We start from the raw sequence: 1262 nt of genomic DNA, 5'->3' as shown, positions 1-1262 counted from the left end.
GCGCGATGACGCTGGAGAAGTCGTTGAGCGCGCTGGAGATCGCGATGTGCCGTCCGGGCGACACCGCGCGCGGGGCCTGCAGGTACGCCTGCAGGGCCTCGTTGCCCGCGAACCGCTTCTCGAGCCCCGTGGCCACCTTCGGGTGAAAGGCCTTGATGTAGGGAATGGCCAGCGCCGGGTCCCCGGAAAGCCATTTGCCCATGGAGTCGCCGTCCATGAGCAGCAGCGCGTAGTAGGTCTCCGGTTCGCCACCGAGCACCCGTTTCACTGTACTCTGAGCAGCATCGCCATCGGTGTCATCGCGGTCGCGCTGAGCCTCGAGCCAACTCGGGAGACGAGCAAGCAGCTCGCCATCCTCCCGGTTCTGGAGGTCACGGGCGAGGCTGTAGGGCAAGGCTGCGCGTGGTGACTGCCCGATAGTCTCTCGTTGTTGGGCATTCAATTGGCCCCAGTCCGGCCGGGCAGCGCGCAACGAGGTGCTCAGCGCCATGGTGTGGGTCGAGACCACGAACCGCTGCGGCGCCCGGTCCGCGTCGAGCACGTCCCGGATCTCCTCGCAGAAAAGCGTTGGCCAGAGCCGCTTGATGGCGGCCAGGCCCCCCAGGTGCTCGCCCTTGCGGGCCCAGGCGGGGCGAGCCCGGGCAACCCGGCTCCAGAGCGTGTCGGCCGCATCGCGTTGTCCGGGTGGCAGTGCGAGGTGCGCCGCGTCGTGAGTCAGCCATTCCGTCTCGCCGGTGAGGGAGCAGCGATACCCGTTCTGGGTGAGCGCGTCGAACGGCCGAACCGCCTTTGCGGCGCCCATGGCCCGCTCGCCGAGCTCGTACACCGCCGGGTACAGCACCCCGGGGTTCGGCCGGTAGAACACCGCCGGCTCGCCGCCTTCCGGGGCCGTGATCTCCACCGGGCGCTGCAGTACGGACCATGCTCGGCTGCCGAGGAAGCCGGGTTCGCCGCCGTTCTGCGGTAGGAAGGCGGCCAGGGCATCGTGCAGTGCTGTCGTGTCCACGGCCGCGTCGCCGTCGCCTCCCACCAACTCGTCGTAGCCGACGGCGCTCCAGTAGACCTCGGGGAAACCGTCGAGCTGCTCCACCATCTGCTTGTGGGCATGGGCGGTCGCGGACGGGTCGAGTCCGGCGGTTTCCAGCAGCCTGCCGACCGTCTGCTGTCCGCGTTCGGCGATCCACTCCCGGACGTGGTCCCGCACGGCCATCGCGATCTCCTCGGTGAGGGCCGCGGGCACGATCGCCAGGAAACGGTTCGGC

General features: G+C 69.4%; 1 pseudogene. It reads right to left on the bottom strand.

Annotated elements, in window-relative coordinates:
• A pseudogene (locus G7A99_RS20075) lies at positions 1–1262 on the bottom strand (type III-B CRISPR-associated protein Cas10/Cmr2); the annotation flags it as partial.

This window comes from Arhodomonas sp. KWT, from assembly GCF_010993615.1.
This window is presented reverse-complemented; position numbering and strand designations above follow the sequence as displayed.